We start from the raw sequence: 17,437 nt of genomic DNA, 5'->3' as shown, positions 1-17,437 counted from the left end.
ACATGCCAGACCTTACTCTAAAGAGTGCATTTTCCTCAGGTTGTGACCGCGTATGACAGGCGAAATGAACATCCTCCCGCTACCGCAAACCCTCCCGGCGACTTCGCGCCCGCCGGTGGTCAGTGGTGAGTTGCTCAAGTTGCTGACGCCGGTGGAGGGGCTGATCAGCGTCGGTCAAACCGCCCAGGCCGAAGTACTGTCGCTCAAGCAGGCGGACCAGACTTTCCAGATGCTGCTCAAGGTCACCCTCGACAGCGGCCGCCAGACCACGGTCCAGACCACCAGTAATCAACCGCTGGCCCAGGGCACCACGCTGATCGTCACTCAGCCCTCGGCCGGCAACCTGGCCGTGACGGTGCAACAGGCCATTGCCTCCAATGTCGCGACCCTCACCCGCCTCGACACCGCGCAACTGCCCGTTGGCACCCTGCTGCAGGGCAAAGTGCTGACCTCGCAAGTGCTGCCCCAGGTGCCCGGCCAGCCCATGGTATTTCGCTCGATGGTGGGCCTGCTCAACACTGCACTGAGCGGCAGCACCCTGAACATCGACAGCCCGCAACCCTTGCGCATCGGCACCTTGTTGAGCGCTCAGGTGCAGGACGCCCAGACCGTGAAATTCGTGCCCCTGAGCAGCCGACAGGAACAACTGGCGGTGACCCGGCAACTGGTCGACCAGCAAAGCCGCCAGGGATCGCTGGATGGCTTGCTCAAGCTCCTGCAAAACCTGCCGCCCTCGGACCAGACATCCGTTGAATTGCGCAGTGCCGCTGCCCGGTTGCTCGCCGGCCTGCCGGATGCTCAACAGTTGAGCACCCCCAAGGGGCTGGCCCAGGCCCTGGCCAGCAGCGGTGTATTTCTCGAAAGCAAACTGCTCACCGGGCAAAACCCGACGCTCGCGCCGGACATGAAAGGCGACCTGCTCAAACTGGTTGCGCAATTGAGTCAGGGCTTGCCGGCCAACACCAGCCTCGGCGCGATCATCGCCGCCAACACCCTGGCCCAGGCCATGCCGAATTTTGTCCGCAATGCCCTGGGCATGCTCGGCCAGGTCAGTGCCAAGCCGTCGCCGAGCGGTTTCCCGCTGCCCGAGCGCCTACTGCAAAGCGCCGAGGGTGAAAACGACCTCGACCACCTGCTGCGCCTGGCCGCCGCCGCGGTTTCACGCCTGCAAAGCCATCAACTGTCGAGCCTGGAACAGACCGGCGTAACCGCCGACGGACGGCTGATGAGCACCTGGCAACTGGAAATCCCGATGCGCAACATGCAGGACATCGTGCCCTTGCAGGTCAAGTTCCAGCGTGAGGATGCGCCCGAAAAAGAACAGCCGAAGGAACGTCGCGAAGAACGCGAGCCCAAGCAGCTGCTGTGGCGTGTGGAACTGGCCTTCGCCATGGAGCCTTTGGGGCCGCTGCAAATCCAGGCGCAACTGATCAAGGGCAGCCTCTCAAGCCAGCTCTGGGCCGAACGGCCTTACACCGCCAGCCTGATCGAAAGCCATCTGAGCGGGCTACGCGAGCGCCTGCTGTCCGCCGGCCTGAACGTCGGCGACCTGGATTGCCACCTCGGCACACCGCCCCAAGGCCCGCAAACCCGCCTCGAACAACGCTGGGTCGACGAAACCGCATGAAAAACCCCAACACCCCACGCCAGGCCATCGCTCTCAAATACGACGGCAGCCACGCCCCCACCCTCGCCGCCAAGGGCGACGAAGCGCTGGCGGAAGAAATCCTGCGGATTGCCCGCGACTGCGAAGTGCCGATCTATGAAAATGCCGAGCTGGTGAGATTGCTGGCGCGGATGGAGCTGGGGGACAGCATTCCGCAGGAGCTCTATCTGACGATTGCCGAAATCATTGCGTTTGCGTGGAGTTTGAAGGGGAAGGTTCCGGCGGGGCAGGATCCGGATGCGCTGATGGTCGAGAAGGACATCACCGAGCGCGGGGATGATTATTGAGCTTACGAACCCGTTATGTAGGAGCCAGTTTGCCGGCGAATGCGAACTTGAATATTGCACCGATCATTTAGCCGCCTTCGCTGGCAAGCCAGCTCCTACGAAACGCAATAGCTTGAAACTGCGACCAACAATCAAACCATTGATGAGCCCTGCCCCCAGCGCCGCCCCTGCAACCGCCGACATTTCATTGGCCAGTTCCGGGTACATGGCCGCCTGGTAACCTTCGTAATAACGCCAGGCAAAAAAGCCCCAATACACAATCAGCACCTTGATCGTACCGGGTAGAACCAGATGTTGCCCCTCGCACTGCACATTGTTGTACGAGAAAAAACGCAGTGCCAGCAACCACCCCGCCAACAATCCCAATGCATAGACTGAAAGCTGGATTGCAATTTCCTGGGAGGGATTGAGCGATGCGAGGGACAAAGCCACGAATATCACGGGTGATATCTGCAATGACCTTTTCGATACGTGGCTCCTGAAACAGGCGATGACGCCGTAGTAACTCAGAATAAAAAACACCGCATAAACCCACAGCGGTGTACCACGCAAAATGTCGATCATAAGCCTTCCTGGCACTGTGTATGTTTGAGCAGATCAAACTACTGATCGCTGGTTGCGATCACAAGACGGTGGGATCTGAGAATGTTATAGGCAGGAGACTACGACAGCGTAATCCCTGTCTGAGGATAGGGAGGAATGAGTCGGATCGCGGGGAAGATTGCTGCGCATTCGAGGACGCCTTCGCGAGCAAGCCCGCTCCCACATTTGGTCTTCTGTGAACACAAATTTTGTGTACGACATTGATCCAGTGTGGGAGCGGGCTTGCTCCGGGCGGCGTTCCGACGAAAGCGATTTCAGCCGGATAGCAACACTCAGTTCTTGTGCAGTTTGCTCATCAACTCCGCCTCAGCCTGGGTCAAGCCGCAGGACTGGGTCAGTTCGTTGACGCTGGCGCCCATCCCGACCAGTCGCGCCGCCTGGGCGAACGACAGGCTTGAAGGATCACGCTGTTCCAGCTGGGCGAGTTTGTCCGGCAACGGCGCCACGATCGCCCGCAGTTCATGCAGGTCTTCGCCCATGCACACATTGCCGTTCTGGTAGTCGTCGACGCGCTTGGCCAGGTCCTTGATGCGCTGATCACGCAGCGCATCACCCTTGGCCTGTTGCGCGGCGATCTGTTTTTGACCGCGAATGTACGCCAGGAACATCGCCAGCGTGCCTGCCCAAAACAGGAACAGGACAATGACCGCAACCTCGAGAATCAATCAGATACTCTCCAGTTCCGACCATTCTTCTTCGCTCATCATCTTGTCGAGCTCGACCAGGATGAGCAGTTCGTTGTTCTTGTTGCACACGCCTTGAATGAACTTGGCGGACTCTTCGTTACCCACGTTCGGCGCGGTTTCGATTTCCGACTGACGCAGGTAAACCACTTCGGCCACGCTGTCGACCATGATCCCGACCACCTGCTTGTCGGCTTCGATGATGACGATACGGGTGTTGTCGCTGATCTCGGCATTCATCAGGCCGAAGCGCTGGCGGGTGTCGATCACGGTGACGACGTTGCCGCGCAGGTTGATGATGCCCAGCACGTAGCTCGGGGCACCCGGGACCGGGGCGATTTCGGTGTAGCGCAGGACTTCCTGGACGCGCATCACGTTGATGCCGTAGGTCTCGTTGTCCAGCTTGAAGGTGACCCATTGCAGGATCGGATCTTCGGAACCCTTTGCCGCCGTTGCCTTGTCATTCATACCCAGCCCCTCAAGAAACCGCCCTGGCGGTGTGTGTTCCGTGCAACGCCATCAGGGTGACGTCGCCTGTTTTGTTTATTTGACTGATGTCGGTTTTTGGCCCGGCTTGCCGCCAGACATCTGCCTGGCGCCGCCGCTGGCGATCAACTCGGCAAGTGAGGCGACATCGAGCAAGGCGCACATGTGTTCAATCACCGTGCCGGCGAGCCATGGCCGCTGACCTCGATGGCTTCTCCATTTGATTTCATTCGGGTCCAGACGCAACGAGCGGCTGACCTGATGCACCGCCAGCCCCCATTCGTAGCCCTGCACCGAAATCACGTATTGCAGGCCCTGCTTGAAATCGTCGCGGTAACGGTCGGGCATGACCCAGCGCGCGGTATCGAGCACCTTGAGGTTGCCGGCCTGGCTCGGCAGGATGCCCAGGAACCATTCCGGCTGGCCGAACAACGGCGTCAGCTCGTGACCGGCCAGTGAGTAAATCGACCCCAGGCACACCAGCGGCACCGCCAGGGTCAAACCGGCGACATCGAACAGCAGGCATTCGAAGGGTTCGGCAGCCCAGGACGGACGACCGTCTGACTCAACCGGGGGCGGCGTGTTGCTCGGTGGTAGATGCACTTCGACGACGGGAGGCACCAGCGTCTGCTGTACCTCGACGACGTCGGGCTCCAGTGCTGGCGGCACCTCGACCGGTGGCGGCACCAGCGCTTGCAGCAGCGGAGCGATGGTGGACACCGGCGCCATGACGGGTGCTGGGGCTTCGGCCACGGCAAAGGCAACGGGAGCCTTGGCCGATGGCACTACCGATGCCTGTACCGGGGCGGCATTGACCGTCGCTGTGCGGGAATCGCGAGCCTGCTCTTCGAGTACCGCAGCCTGAAACTCGTCCAATACGGCTTCGGCTGCGATCTCCTCGACCACCGCCTCTACTGGCGGCGTCAGCTCCTCAGTCACGTCCTGCAGCAAGCTGTCCAGGTAGGACTGCAATGCCAGTTGCGGGCGCGAAGTGGTCTTCAATGGCCGGTTCATGAGCACGCACCTGTAGGAGCGAGCATGCTCGCGATGAACCTGAGAGCGCCACGGGGTGTCAGGTTTCCCGCGTCATCGTTGACGACCATCGCGAGCATGCTCGCTCCTACAGGGGTCGGGGTCATGTCACGCCACCTGCGCAACAAGTTGCGCCGCCAGCAGATGCTTGAGCAACGCGCGATAAGCCAGAACGCCACGGCTCTTGCCGTCGAACTGCGAAGGCGTCAGACCGGCGCGGCTGGCATCGCGCAGGCGCGTGTCCACCGGGATGTAGCCCTGCCAGATTTCCTCGGGGAATTTGTCGCGCAGCACGCGCAACGTCCCGAGGGACGCCTGGGTGCGTCGGTCAAACAGGGTCGGCACGATGGTGAATGGCAACGCCTGTTTGCGCGAGCGGTTGATCATCGCCAAGGTGTTGACCATGCGCTCCAGACCCTTGACCGCCAGGTGTTCGGTCTGCACCGGGATCACCAGTTGCTGGCTCGCTGCCAAGGCATTGACCATCAGCACGCCGAGCAATGGCGGGCTGTCGATCACCGCGTAATCGAAGTCCTGCCACAGTTGCGCCAGGCTCTTGGCAATCACCAGGCCCAAACCGCTCTGCCCCGGCGACTGGCGCTCAAGGGTGGCCAGCGCGGTGCTGGAGGGCAACAGGGAGATGCGTTCATCACTGGTCGACAGCAGCAGTTGACCCGGCAGGCCTTGCGGCACGCTGCCCTTGTGCAGGAACAGGTCGTAGTTGCTGTGCTCCAGGGCGTCGGGATCGTAGCCGAAGTAGCTGGTCATCGAGCCGTGGGGGTCGAGATCGACCACGACCACGCGCTTGCCCGCCTCCGCCAGTAAACCGGCTAAAGCGATGGAGGAAGTGGTTTTACCGACACCACCCTTTTGATTGGCGACTGCCCAGACTCTCATTCGGATTGTTCCTCCCGACCGAATGGATCGACCGAGAAATAGCTCAACGTGTTAATGCCGGTGACGGAGAATTGACGGCGTTCTCTCGTACCGGCGACTTGACCGGGGTCGGTGCAGTTTGTGTGCCAGCACGCTTCAATGCGGCATCCGGTTGCGCATGGGCGGTTCCGGTGCCGGTCAGGCTGCGGCGAACATCGAGGTTGCGCGACACCACCAGCACCACGCGACGGTTGCGTGCGCGGCCTTCAGCGGTGGCGTTGTTGGCCACCGGCTGAAACTCGCCATAGCCCACCGAAGCCAGGCGACCGGGGTTCACCCCTTGCATCGCCAGCATGCGCACGATGCTGGCCGAGCGGGCCGACGACAGCTCCCAGTTGGTCGGATACTGCGCGGTGCGGATCGGCTGATCGTCGGTGAAACCTTCGACATGAATCGGGTTGTCGAACGGCTTCAGGATCGCCGCGACCTTGTCGATGATGTTGAACGCGATGTCGCTGGGCATGGCGTCGCCGCTGCCGAACAACAGGCTGGAATTGAGCTCGATCTCGACCCACAACTCGTTGCCGCGCACGGTCATCTGGTTGGAGCTGATCAGGTCGCCGAACGCCGCGCTGATGTCGTCGGCGATGCTTTTCAGTGGATCGCTGGCGCCCGCGACACCGGCATCGACCTGGTCACTGTCCTTGACCAGCGGCTTGGCCGGGGTCACGGTCTTCGGCCGCTCGTCACCGATGGGGATCGGCTTGAGCGAACGATCGGAATCGGTGAAGACGCCGATCAGCGCTTCGGAAATGACCTTGTACTTGCCTTCGTTGATCGAAGAGATCGAGTACATCACCACGAAAAAGGCGAACAGCAAGGTGATGAAGTCCGCGTAGGACACCAGCCAGCGTTCGTGGTTGACGTGTTCTTCATGCTGGCGACGGCGAGCCATGAGCTTATTCCCTTAATCCATGAAGCCCTGGAGCTTCAACTCAATGGAGCGAGGGTTTTCACCTTCGGCGATCGACAGCAGCCCTTCCAGCAGCATTTCGCGATAACGCGACTGGCGCAACGCAATGGATTTGAGTTTGGCGGCAATCGGCAGCAGCACCAGGTTGGCACTGGCCACGCCATAGATGGTGGCGACGAAGGCCACGGCGATGCCGTTACCCAGTTGCGACGGATCACCCAGGTTGCCCATGACGTGAATCAGGCCCATCACCGCACCGATGATGCCGATGGTCGGCGCGTAACCGCCCATGCTTTCGAAGACCTTCGAAGCTTCGACATCGCGGCTTTCCTGGGTGTAGAAATCCACTTCCAGAATGCTGCGGATCGCTTCCGGCTCGGCGCCGTCGACCAGCAGTTGCAGGCCTTTGCGCGCGTAGTTGTCGGGCTCGGCGTCGGCGATGCCTTCAAGGCCGAGCAGGCCTTCCTTGCGGGCGGTCAGGCTCCAGTTCACTACGCGGTCGATGCCACCGGCCAGGTCGACACGGGGCGGGAACAGGATCCAGGCGAGGATCTGCATGGCGCGTTTGAAGGCGCTCATCGGCGATTGCAGGAGCGCGGCGCCAATGGTGCCGCCGAGCACGATCAGCGCTGCCGGGCCGTTGGCCAGGGCGCCGAGGTGACCGCCTTCGAGGTAGTTGCCGCCGATGATGGCGACGAAGGCCATGATGATGCCGATCAGGCTTAGAACATCCATCAGATACAGGCCTCGACCAGGTGCTTGCCAATGTCGTCCAGGCTATACACCGCGTCGGCGAGCTCGGCTTTGACGATGGCCATCGGCATGCCGTAGATCACGCAACTGGCTTCGTCCTGTGCCCAGATCGAACTGCCGCCCTGCTTGAGCAGGCGCGCGCCTTCGCGGCCGTCGGCGCCCATGCCGGTCAGGACCACCGCCAGAACTTTGTCACCGTAGGTCTTGGCCGCCGAACCGAAGGTGATGTCCACGCAGGGCTTGTAATTGAGACGTTCGTCACCCGGGAGGATTTTCACCGCGCCGCGGCCGTCGATCATCATCTGCTTGCCACCCGGCGCCAGCAGCGCCAGGCCTGGACGCAGGATGTCGCCATCCTCGGCTTCCTTGACGCTGATGCGGCAGAGCTTGTCCAGGCGCTCGGCGAAGGCCTTGGTGAAGGCGGCCGGCATGTGTTGAACCAGCACGATCGGGGCCGGGAAGTTGGTCGGCAATTGGGTCAACACTCGCTGCAGGGCGACCGGGCCGCCGGTGGACGTACCGATGGCCACCAGTTTGTAGGCTTTGCGTTTCGGCGCGGGCGACGACGCGGTGGCACCATGGGTACGCGCAGGGATCGATGCCGGTGCCGCACGCACGGGCGCGCTGCTGCCGTAACTGCCGATACTGGAAGGCGCAGGTGTTGGTGCAGGTGCGGCCACAGGGGCCGGAGCGCTATAAGTGCTGACGCGACGATTGCTGCGAGAAATGCTCAGGATTTTCTCGCACAGCAGTTGCTTGACCTTCTCGGGGTTGCGCGAGATGTCTTCGAAATTCTTCGGCAGGAAGTCCACCGCACCGGCATCCAGCGCATCGAGGGTGACCCGGGCGCCTTCGTGGGTCAGCGAGGAGAACATCAGGACCGGGGTCGGGCAGCGTTGCATGATGTGCCGCACGGCGGTGATGCCGTCCATCATCGGCATCTCGTAGTCCATGGTGATCACGTCGGGCTTGAGGGCCAGTGCCTGATCGATCGCCTCTTTGCCGTTGGTCGCCGTGCCGACGACCTGGATATTGGAATCCGCTGAAAGAATTTCCGAGACGCGGCGGCGGAAAAACCCCGAATCGTCCACCACCAGGACTTTGACTGCCATAAACACTCCATTAGATGGAGCGAGGCCAGGCGCCCCGCTCCACCAGAATCAAATACGCCGTGTGGCGTAACGCTTGAGCATGCTCGGAACATCGAGAATCAGCGCGATGCGGCCGTCACCGGTGATGGTGGCGCCGGACATGCCCGGCGTTCCCTGGAGCATTTTGCCCAATGGCTTGATGACCACTTCTTCCTGGCCTACCAGTTGATCGACGACAAAGCCGATCCGCTGCGTGCCCACCGAAAGGATCACCACATGGCCCTCGCGCTGCTCTTCGTGAGCGGCGGAGCGGACCAGCCAGCGTTTGAGATAGAACAATGGCAGCGCCTTGTCCCGCACGATCACCACTTCCTGGCCGTCCACGACGTTGGTGGTCGACAGGTCGAGGTGGAAGATCTCGTTGACGTTCACCAGCGGGAACGCAAAGGCCTGGTTGCCGAGCATGACCATCAGCGTCGGCATGATCGCCAGGGTCAACGGCACCTTGATGACGATCTTCGAACCCTGGCCTTTGGCCGAGTAGATGTTGATCGAACCGTTGAGCTGGGAAATCTTGGTTTTCACCACGTCCATGCCCACGCCGCGACCCGATACGTCGGAGATCTCGGTCTTGGTCGAGAAACCCGGGGCGAAGATCAGGTTGTAGCATTCGGTGTCGCTCAGGCGATCGGCCGCATCCTTGTCCATCACCCCGCGCTTGACCGCGATGGAGCGCAGGACATTCGGGTCCATGCCTTTGCCGTCATCGGAGATCGACAGCAGGATGTGATCGCCCTCCTGCTCGGCCGCCAGAATCACCTTGCCGCCCCGGGCCTTGCCCGAGGCTTCGCGTTCTTCCGGCGACTCAATGCCGTGGTCGACCGCGTTGCGCACCAAGTGGACCAACGGGTCGGCCAGGGCCTCGACGAGGTTCTTGTCGAGGTCGGTTTCTTCGCCGACCAGTTCCAGGTTGATCTCTTTCTTGAGCTGGCGGGCCAGGTCGCGAACCAGGCGCGGGAAGCGCCCGAAGACTTTCTTGATCGGTTGCATCCGGGTCTTCATGACCGCGGTCTGCAGGTCGGCGGTGACCACGTCGAGGTTCGACACGGCCTTGGACATGGCTTCGTCGCCGCTGTTGAGGCCGAGGCGGACCAGGCGGTTACGCACCAGCACCAACTCGCCGACCATGTTCATGATCTCGTCGAGACGCGCAGTATCGACGCGTACGGTGGTCTCAGCTTCGCTCGCCGGCTTTTCCGCCGGTGGCGCGGCCGGGGCCCGGGCAGCAGCAGGTGCAGCGGCAGCAGCCGGCGTTTCGGCTTTTGGCTCGGGTGCCTTGGCCACCGGTTTCGGCGCCGCAGCCTTCGCGGCCGGCGCGGCAACGGACGTGTTCGATCCGCTGGCAACCGTCGCGGTGCCGACTTCGCTGAACTTGCCTTTGCCGTGCAACTCATCGAGCAGCGATTCAAATTCGTGATCGGTGATCAGATCGCTGCCGACCGCTGCGGCGGCTGGCGCGGCAGGTGCTGGCACGCAAGCAATGGCCGACTCCAGTGCCTCGACAGCAAAGTTACCCTTGCCGTGCAGTTGGTCGAGCAGTGCTTCGAATTCGTCGTCAGTAATATCGGAACTGTCGCCTGCCGCTTTCGGTGCTTCTGGCGCAGCTGGCGCCGGGACCACTGCGTCAACGGCGAACTGGCCTTTACCATGCAGTTGATCGAGCAACGACTCGAACTCGGCATCGGTGATTTCATCGCTGCCGGCGACATTGCTGGCAGGCGCTGGAGCAGCCGCCGGCGCCTCGGCCTGCGCCTTGACGGCGTTCAGCGAGTCCAGCAGTTGTTCGAATTCGGTGTCGGTGATGTCGTCGGAACCGGTTTCGGCCACCGGTTCTTCAATCACTTCGGCGACGGGCGCAGGCGCCACTTCGTCAGCCGATTGCGGCTCGGCCAGACGGGCCAGCGCCGCGAGCAATTCAGGTGTCGCAGCGGTGATCGGACTGCGCTCGCGGACTTCGCTGAACATGCTGTTCACCGCGTCCAGCGCTTCGAGAACCACGTCCATCAGTTCCGAGTCGACGCGACGCTCACCCTTGCGCAGGATGTCGAACACGTTCTCGGCGATGTGGCAGCACTCCACCAGCTCGTTGAGCTGGAGGAAGCCGGCGCCCCCTTTTACAGTGTGAAAACCGCGAAAAATTGCATTGAGCAGATCCGCATCATCCGGACGGCTTTCCAGCTCGACCAGTTGCTCGGACAGTTGCTCTAGAATCTCGCCGGCCTCAACCAGGAAATCCTGAAGGATCTCTTCATCGGCGCCGAAGCTCATTAAGGGGGGTGCTCCTACAGGTCTAAAAACCCAAAAAACCTAAAATTCTAAAACTCTAAAATCCCAGGCTGGATAACAAATCGTCCACATCGTCCTGACCGGACACAACGTCTTCTCTTTTATCGGCATGAATCTGCGGACCTTCACCCTGAGAGAGATGTTTTTGTGGATCTTTTTCTGCAAGCATCGCTTCGCGGTCATGTTCGATGCCCGCAAAGCGGTCCACCTGACTGGCCATCAGCACGAGCTTGAGCAGGTTGCTTTCAACTTCGGTGACCAACTGGGTCACACGCTTGATCACCTGGCCTGTGAGGTCCTGGTAATCCTGGGCGAGCAGGATGTCGTTGAGGTTGCCCGACACCGCGCGATTGTCCGTGCCGCTGCGCGCCAGGAACCCGTCGACCCGCCGGGCCAGTTCACGAAACTCTTCTGCGCCGACCTCACGACGCATGAAGCGCCCCCAGTCCGCGCTCAACACCTTGGCTTCATCGGCCAGGCCATTGACCAGCGGCGTGGCACTTTCCACCAGATCCATGGTGCGGTTGGCCGCGGCCTCGGTCAGCTTGACCACATAGCCCAGGCGCTCGGTGGCGTCGGTGATCTGCGACACTTCTTCGGCTTGCGGCATGTGCGGGTCAATCTGGAAATTGACGATCGCGCTATGCAGTTCGCGAGTGAGCTTGCCCACTTCCTGATACAGGCCGCGGTCACGGGTCTGGTTGAGCTCATGGATCAATTGCACCGCGTCGCCGAACTTGCCTTTTTCAAGGCTGGCGACCAATTCGACGGCGTGTTTTTTCAGGGTCGACTCAAAGTCGCCCAATGAAGTTTCGTTATTGCCCATAGCTCCCCCGTGGCGCACTCATCAACCGATGCGTTCGAAAATCTTCTCGATTTTTTCTTTCAACGCCTGGGCCGTGAAGGGTTTGACCACATAGCCGTTAACGCCGGCCTGGGCCGCTTCGATGATCTGCTCACGCTTGGCTTCAGCGGTCACCATCAGCACCGGCAGGTGCTTGAGCTTTTCATCGGCACGCACGTGGCGCAGCAGATCGATACCGGTCATGCCAGGCATGTTCCAGTCCGTTACCAGAAAGTCGATGCTTCCGCTGTTGAGCACCGGAATGGCGGTAGTGCCATCGTCGGCCTCGACGGTGTTGGTGAACCCAAGGTCACGCAGCAGGTTCTTGATGATCCGCCGCATCGTTGAGAAGTCATCAACGATGAGGATTTTCATGTTCTTGTCCAATTCGACCTCCAAGCAGTCTTAAACGCGCCCAGCACCTGGACGCGCCACTTCAATCAATCCGGCAAAGCACTCGATGACTGTCTGGAGCACAACAGATCGCGACCGGCGCAGTTCAACACCACACCTGCCTCGTTCGCAGTGTCCCCCACACTGCCTTCAGCGCGCTCGCCACTCCCCCAAACGCCCCCGCAAACGGGCCGCGCACTGGCTGTGTAACTGGCTGACCCGAGATTCGCTGACTCCCAGGACCTCACCGATTTCCTTGAGGTTCAACTCTTCGTCGTAGTACAGCGCCAACACCAGTCGCTCACGCTCCGGCAAATTGGCAATCGCATCCGCCAGCGCAGCCTGGAAGCGTTCATCTTCCAGATCGCGTGACGGTTCGATATGAGCACTCGCGCCATCCTCGTGCAGCCCTTCGTGTTCGCCGTCCTGCAACAGATCGTCGAAACTGAACAGCCGGCTGCCCAGGGTGTCGTTCAAAATCCCGTAGTAATCGTCGAGACTCAATTGGAGTTCGGCCGCAACTTCGTGATCTTTAGCGTCACGGCCGGTTTTAGCTTCAATCGAGCGAATGGCGTCGCTGACCATGCGTGTATTGCGGTGAACCGAACGTGGCGCCCAGTCCCCCTTGCGCACTTCATCGAGCATGGCGCCGCGGATTCGAATGCCCGCGTACGTCTCGAAACTGGCGCCTTTGCTGGCGTCATATTTGGTCGACACTTCAAGCAGGCCGATCATCCCGGCCTGGATCAGGTCTTCGACCTGGACACTGGCCGGCAGGCGCGCCAACAAGTGGTAGGCAATGCGTTTAACCAGCGGCGCGTAACGCTCGATCAGCTCGTATTGCGCATCACGCGCCGATTTTTTGTAGAGGTTGTAACCGCTTGCCGTCATAGAACCGGTCCTGCTGTCTGCTGCACGAGCCGCTCGACGAAAAACTCCAGGTGCCCGCGCGGGTTGGCAGGCAGCGGCCAGGTATCGACCTTCTGTGCGATGGCCTTGAAGGCCAGCGAGCACTTGGAACGCGGGAAGGCCTCGTAGACGGCGCGCTGCTTTTGCACGGCCTTGCGCACACTTTCGTCGTAGGGCACCGCGCCGACGTATTGCAGGGCGACGTCGAGGAAGCGATCCGTGACCTTGGTCAACTTGGCGAACAGGTTGCGCCCTTCCTGCGGGCTCTGGGCCATGTTGGCCAGGACCCGGAAGCGGTTCATGCCGTAGTCACGGTTAAGCAGTTTGATCAATGCGTAGGCGTCAGTGATCGAGGTCGGCTCGTCGCACACCACCAGCAGCACTTCCTGGGCTGCGCGAACGAAACTGACTACCGAGTCACCAATGCCCGCCGCGGTATCGATCACCAATACGTCGAGGTTGTCGCCGATATCGCTGAAGGCCTGGATCAGGCCGGCGTGTTGCGCGGGGCTCAGATGCACCATGCTCTGAGTGCCGGATGCGGCCGGAACGATTCGGATGCCACCGGGTCCCTGCAGCAGTACATCGCGCAGTTCGCAGCGGCCTTCGATCACGTCGGCCAGGGTACGTTTGGGTGTCAGGCCCAGCAGAACGTCAACGTTCGCCAGTCCCAGGTCGGCGTCCAACAGCATGACGCGCCGGCCAAGCTCAGCCAGAGCCAGGGACAAGTTCACTGACACATTAGTTTTCCCGACGCCACCTTTGCCGCCGGTCACCGCGATCACCTGTACGGGATGCATGCTGCCCATGTTATTTCTTTACCTTGTCTTGCATAGACGGAGGCCACATTACTGGCTGCGCGTTCACAAACGGAACAATGCATGGCAGACCATCGATGTAGGTACAAAAACTGTTCATTTTTACCTCAGCCAACCTGCTTGGTCGGGCTGTGGTAGATGTCAGCGAACATGTCAGCCATGGCTTCTTCGCTGGGTTCTTCCTGCATTTGCACGCTCACGGCGCGACTGACCAACTGGTGACGACGCGGCAGATGCAAATCATCCGGGATCCGCGGGCCATCGGTCAGGTAAGCCACCGGCAACTCATGACTGATGGCAAGGCTCAACACCTCACCCAGACTAGCCGTTTCATCCAGTTTAGTCAGGATGCAGCCAGCGAGCCCGCAACGCTTGTAACTATGATAGGCGGCGGTTAGAACCTGTTTCTGGCTGGTGGTTGCCAGGACCAGATAATTTTTCGAGCGGATGCCACGACCGGCCAGGCTTTCGAGTTGCATGCGCAAGGCCGGGTCGCTGGCCTGCAGGCCGGCGGTATCGATCAGCACCACGCGCTTGCGCAGCAAGGGTTCCAGCGCCTGCACCAGGGACTGGCCCGGATCGACGTGGGTCACCGGCACATTGAGAATGCGCCCCAGGGTCTTGAGCTGCTCCTGGGCACCGATGCGGAAGCTGTCCATGCTCACCAGCGCGATGTTCTGCGCGCCGTACTTGAGCACGTAACGGGCGGCCAGCTTGGCCAGGGTGGTGGTCTTGCCCATGCCGGCCGGGCCGACCATGGCAATCACGCCGCCTTCCTCCAGAGGCTCGATTTCCGGTGTCACGATCATGCGCGCCAGGTGCGCCAGCAACATGCGCCAGGCCTGACGAGGTTCTTCGATTTCGCTGATCAGCGCCAGCAGGTCGCGCGACAGCGGGCCAGACAGGCCGATGCGTTGCAGGCGACGCCAGAGGTTGGCCTGGTCCGGACGGCTGCCTTGCAGCTGATTCCAGGCCAGGGAGCCGAGCTGGACTTCCATGAGTTCGCGCAGGCTGTTGAGCTCGAAACGCATCGAGTCGAATGCGCGCGGGTCCACGCCACCGGACGCTGGTGCAGCAGCCGGTGCGGGGCGACGGGGCTCGGCGTAGGTGGGCTCGATCAACGGCTCGGCTGCGGTGAGCGGCAAGCCCGCGAACAACTGGCGATTGGTCGCATTGTCGCTCTCGCCGTCGCCACGCAGGCTCAATTCCGCCTGGGCAGTGACGATCCGCGACTGAGTCTTGCGCAGCTCGTCTTCGAGTTCCATGTTCGGAACCCGCGGCGCCAGCGCCGACAACTTGTAATCCAGCGCTGCCGTCAGTTCGACGCCCCCGGCGATCCGGCGGTTGCCAATGATGGCGGCATCAGCGCCCAGCTCATCGCGAACCAGCTTCATGGCCTGACGCATATCGGCGGCGAAAAAACGCTTAACTTGCATAAACCACTACCTCAGCCGTTGGGCCCTACTGTCGCAACGATGGTCACTTGCTTGTTGTCAGGGATTTCCTGGTAAGCCAACACGTGCAAACCCGGGACTGCGAGCCGACCAAATCGCGAGAGCATCGCGCGAACCGGACCGGCCACCAGCAGAATCACCGGCTGACCTTGCATCTCCTGGCGCTGCGCTGCGTCAATCAGCGAGCGTTGCAGCTTCTCAGCCATGCTTGGCTCCAGCAGAACGCCCTCTTCCGAGCCTTGCCCGGCCTTTTGCAGACTATTGAGCAATATCTGTTCCAACCTTGGCTCCAGCGTGATAACTGGCAGCTCCGACTCAGTGCCTACAATGCTTTGCACGATTGCACGGGATACGCCAACCCGCACGGCAGCCACCAGCGCGGCGGTATCTTGACTCTTGGCGGCATTGTTGGCGATGGCCTCGGCAATGCTGCGGATATCGCGCACCGGCACTTGTTCGGCCAACAGCGCTTGCAGCACCTTGAGCAGCTGCGACAGCGAAACCACGCCCGGCACCAGCTCCTCGGCCAGTTTCGGCGAGCTTTTGCCCAGCAATTGCATGAGCTGCTGCACTTCTTCGTGACCGATCAGCTCACTGGAATGCTTGTAGAGAATCTGGTTCAAGTGGGTAGCCACTACGGTACTGGCATCGACCACCGTATAACCGAGGGATTGCGCCTGGGCGCGCTGGCTGATTTCGATCCAGACCGCCTCCAGGCCGAAAGCCGGATCTTTGGCGGTAATGCCGTTGAGCGTGCCGTAGACCTGCCCCGGGTTGATCGCCAGTTCGCGATCCGGGTAAATCTCCGCTTCGGCCAGGATCACCCCCATGAGGGTCAGGCGATAGGCACTGGGCGCCAGGTCGAGGTTGTCGCGGATATGTACGGTCGGCATCAGGAAGCCCAGGTCCTGGGACAGCTTCTTGCGCACGCCCTTGATCCGCGCCAGCAACTGGCCGCCCTGGTTGCGGTCCACCAACGGAATCAGGCGATAACCCACCTCCAGGCCGATCATGTCGATGGGTGTCACGTCATCCCAGCCAAGCTCCTTGGTTTCCTGGGCGCGGGCCGGCGACGGCAGCAACTCCTGCTGGCGTTTGACCTCTTGCAGGGCCTGCACCTTGGCGACGTTCTGCTTTTTCCAGAACAGGTAAGCGCCACCGGCCGCCAGGGCCGCCATGCTCAGGAACGAGAAGTGCGGCATGCCAGGCACCAGGCCCATGACCGCCATCAAGCCCGCCGCCACCGCCAGCGCCTTGGGCGAGGCGAACATCTGGCGATTGATTTGCTTGCCCATGTCTTCCGAACCGGAAGCACGGGTCACCATGATCGCGGCGGCTGTCGATAACAACAGTGATGGCAATTGCGCCACCAAACCGTCACCGATGGTCAGCAGCGCATACACCTTGCCGGCGTCGCCGAAGGTCATCCCGTGCTGGAAGATACCGACCGCCATGCCGCCGATCAGGTTGATGAACAGGATCAACAGGCCGGCAATGGCGTCACCGCGGACGAACTTGCTGGCACCGTCCATGGAGCCGTAGAACTCGGCTTCCTGAGCGACTTCCGAACGGCGGGCCTTGGCCTGGGCCTGATCGATCAGACCGGCGTTGAGGTCGGCGTCGATCGCCATTTGCTTGCCGGGCATCGCATCGAGGGTGAAACGCGCACTCACCTCGGAAATCCGCCCCGCGCCCTTGGTGACCACGACGAAGTTGATGATCATCAAGATCGCGAAGACCACGATACCAACCACGTAGTTACCGCCGATCACCACCTCACCGAAGGCCTGGATCACCTTGCCGGCGGCGGCATGGCCATCCTGACCGTGGAGCATCACCACCCGCGTGGAGGCCACGTTCAAGGCCAGGCGCAACAGCGTCGCCACCAGCAGAATGGTCGGGAACACCGCAAAATCCAGCGGCCTCAAGGCGTAGACGCACACCAGCAGCACGACGATGGACAGGGCAATGTTGAAGGTGAAGAACACGTCCAGCAGGAACGGCGGAACCGGCAACATCATCATCGCCAGCATGACCAGCAGCAACAGCGGCACGCCCAGATTGCCTCGACTGAGGTCGGCAATGTTGCTGCGGGCACTGTTGATTAACTGAGAGCGATCCACCGGTTTTCCCCGTTCCTTTAAAGCAAACTTTTGACGCCCGAAGCAGGCGCAGAGCGGCTACTGCAAGAAGCTTTCCAACTTTTGCAGAGGGAGAAATACA

Annotated in this window: 17 protein-coding genes; 2 read left to right on the top strand and 15 right to left on the bottom strand. The window is 61.2% G+C overall.

What is annotated here, in order from left to right:
* Positions 1 to 52 precede the first annotated feature (52 nt).
* Positions 53 to 1,627, top strand: a complete 1,575-nt coding sequence (gene fliK / locus AC3IT6_RS07665; protein ID WP_489354787.1) for a flagellar hook-length control protein FliK — start codon at positions 53 to 55, stop codon at positions 1,625 to 1,627.
* On the top strand, positions 1,624 to 1,953 hold the full coding sequence (locus tag AC3IT6_RS07660; RefSeq protein ID WP_489354786.1) for an EscU/YscU/HrcU family type III secretion system export apparatus switch protein: 330 nt from the start codon (positions 1,624 to 1,626) through the stop codon (positions 1,951 to 1,953). Before fliK ends, AC3IT6_RS07660 begins: the two co-directional genes overlap by 4 nt.
* A gap of 63 nt (positions 1,954 to 2,016) precedes the next feature.
* Here the strand turns inward: AC3IT6_RS07660 and AC3IT6_RS07655 are convergent, their stop codons facing one another.
* The 15 genes from AC3IT6_RS07655 to flhA all read right to left on the bottom strand — a co-directional run bounded on the left by AC3IT6_RS07655 (position 2,017) and on the right by flhA (position 17,337).
* Entirely contained in the window at positions 2,017 to 2,517 is a 501-nt protein-coding gene (locus AC3IT6_RS07655) for a DUF6622 family protein (RefSeq protein ID WP_150724485.1), read from the bottom strand.
* Positions 2,518 to 2,828: 311 nt separating this feature from the next.
* Positions 2,829 to 3,221, bottom strand: a complete 393-nt coding sequence (locus AC3IT6_RS07650) for a DUF2802 domain-containing protein (RefSeq protein ID WP_489354785.1) — start codon at positions 3,219 to 3,221, stop codon at positions 2,829 to 2,831.
* Complete coding sequence (locus AC3IT6_RS07645) at positions 3,222 to 3,707, bottom strand: chemotaxis protein CheW (RefSeq protein WP_007980742.1); 486 nt, start codon at positions 3,705 to 3,707, stop codon at positions 3,222 to 3,224.
* Between the two features lie 75 nt (positions 3,708 to 3,782).
* Positions 3,783 to 4,739, bottom strand: a complete 957-nt coding sequence (locus AC3IT6_RS07640) for a CheW domain-containing protein (protein ID WP_489354784.1) — start codon at positions 4,737 to 4,739, stop codon at positions 3,783 to 3,785.
* A gap of 126 nt (positions 4,740 to 4,865) precedes the next feature.
* The gene (locus AC3IT6_RS07635; protein WP_489354783.1) at positions 4,866 to 5,654 is read right to left on the bottom strand and encodes a ParA family protein; all 789 of its coding nucleotides are present in this window, start codon (positions 5,652 to 5,654) and stop codon (positions 4,866 to 4,868) included.
* Positions 5,655 to 5,697: 43 nt separating this feature from the next.
* On the bottom strand, positions 5,698 to 6,588 hold the full coding sequence (gene motD / locus AC3IT6_RS07630; protein ID WP_151213369.1) for a flagellar motor protein MotD: 891 nt from the start codon (positions 6,586 to 6,588) through the stop codon (positions 5,698 to 5,700).
* A gap of 12 nt (positions 6,589 to 6,600) precedes the next feature.
* Positions 6,601 to 7,341: a flagellar motor protein gene (locus AC3IT6_RS07625; protein ID WP_150724481.1), complete on the bottom strand. Its 741-nt coding sequence runs from the start codon at positions 7,339 to 7,341 to the stop codon at positions 6,601 to 6,603.
* Positions 7,341 to 8,471, bottom strand: a complete 1,131-nt coding sequence (locus tag AC3IT6_RS07620) for a protein-glutamate methylesterase/protein-glutamine glutaminase (RefSeq protein ID WP_489354782.1) — start codon at positions 8,469 to 8,471, stop codon at positions 7,341 to 7,343. Before AC3IT6_RS07620 ends, AC3IT6_RS07625 begins: the two co-directional genes overlap by 1 nt.
* Positions 8,472 to 8,519: 48 nt before the next feature.
* Positions 8,520 to 10,778: a chemotaxis protein CheA gene (locus AC3IT6_RS07615; protein ID WP_489354781.1), complete on the bottom strand. Its 2,259-nt coding sequence runs from the start codon at positions 10,776 to 10,778 to the stop codon at positions 8,520 to 8,522.
* 55 nt (positions 10,779 to 10,833) lie between these two features.
* Positions 10,834 to 11,622 carry a protein phosphatase CheZ gene (locus tag AC3IT6_RS07610; protein ID WP_489354780.1) on the bottom strand — a complete coding sequence of 263 codons (789 nt, stop codon included), beginning with the start codon at positions 11,620 to 11,622 and terminating at the stop codon, positions 10,834 to 10,836.
* Positions 11,623 to 11,643: 21 nt separating this feature from the next.
* Positions 11,644 to 12,015: a chemotaxis response regulator CheY gene (locus AC3IT6_RS07605; protein ID WP_003183998.1), complete on the bottom strand. Its 372-nt coding sequence runs from the start codon at positions 12,013 to 12,015 to the stop codon at positions 11,644 to 11,646.
* 168 nt (positions 12,016 to 12,183) lie between these two features.
* Positions 12,184 to 12,924 carry an RNA polymerase sigma factor FliA gene (gene fliA, locus AC3IT6_RS07600; protein ID WP_150724477.1) on the bottom strand — a complete coding sequence of 247 codons (741 nt, stop codon included), beginning with the start codon at positions 12,922 to 12,924 and terminating at the stop codon, positions 12,184 to 12,186.
* Positions 12,921 to 13,751 (bottom strand): flagellar synthesis regulator FleN, encoded by an 831-nt coding sequence (gene fleN / locus AC3IT6_RS07595; protein ID WP_008001746.1) that lies wholly within the window; start codon positions 13,749 to 13,751, stop codon positions 12,921 to 12,923. Before fleN ends, fliA begins: the two co-directional genes overlap by 4 nt.
* A gap of 116 nt (positions 13,752 to 13,867) precedes the next feature.
* The gene (flhF, locus tag AC3IT6_RS07590) at positions 13,868 to 15,196 is read right to left on the bottom strand and encodes a flagellar biosynthesis GTPase FlhF (protein ID WP_489354779.1); all 1,329 of its coding nucleotides are present in this window, start codon (positions 15,194 to 15,196) and stop codon (positions 13,868 to 13,870) included.
* An 11-nt stretch (positions 15,197 to 15,207) separates the two neighbouring features.
* On the bottom strand, positions 15,208 to 17,337 hold the full coding sequence (gene flhA / locus AC3IT6_RS07585) for a flagellar biosynthesis protein FlhA (protein ID WP_150753420.1): 2,130 nt from the start codon (positions 17,335 to 17,337) through the stop codon (positions 15,208 to 15,210).
* Positions 17,338 to 17,437 lie beyond the last annotated feature (100 nt).

It is taken from the genome of Pseudomonas sp. KH_017 (assembly GCF_057840285.1).
Note: the sequence above shows the minus strand (reverse complement) of the source record. Positions and strands in the feature narration are given on the sequence as shown.